General features: G+C 56.9%; 1 pseudogene. It reads left to right on the top strand.

The features are described from left to right. A pseudogene (locus tag SB765_RS29415) lies at nucleotides 1-276 on the top strand (ATPase); the annotation flags it as partial.

Here is a 276-nt window from a genome sequence, read left to right on the forward strand (position 1 = left end):
CGACGCCACGAAGTCCCACGGCTGTTTGGCTCAGTCAACGGCGGGAACATTTCCCAGATCCAGGCGAGCGAGAAAGACTATCGCTTCTGCTTCGTGGAGAAAAACCGGCTCGATGACTTCGGCCGGATAGCAGCCCGAACTCCAGGCGACCAGCGTCAGCTCATCGCGACGCTGTTTGGTGTTGATCAGTTCAGCGAGTTTGTCCGTGGTTTCAACGCCACGCTTGATGAGAACCTGAGCATCGCAAGTGTTAGAGCTTTGCAGCTTGAGGGGAGG

Origin of the sequence: Pseudomonas sp. SIMBA_067, assembly GCF_046534675.1 — a bacterium.
Lineage (GTDB): Bacteria > Pseudomonadota > Gammaproteobacteria > Pseudomonadales > Pseudomonadaceae > Aquipseudomonas > Aquipseudomonas putida.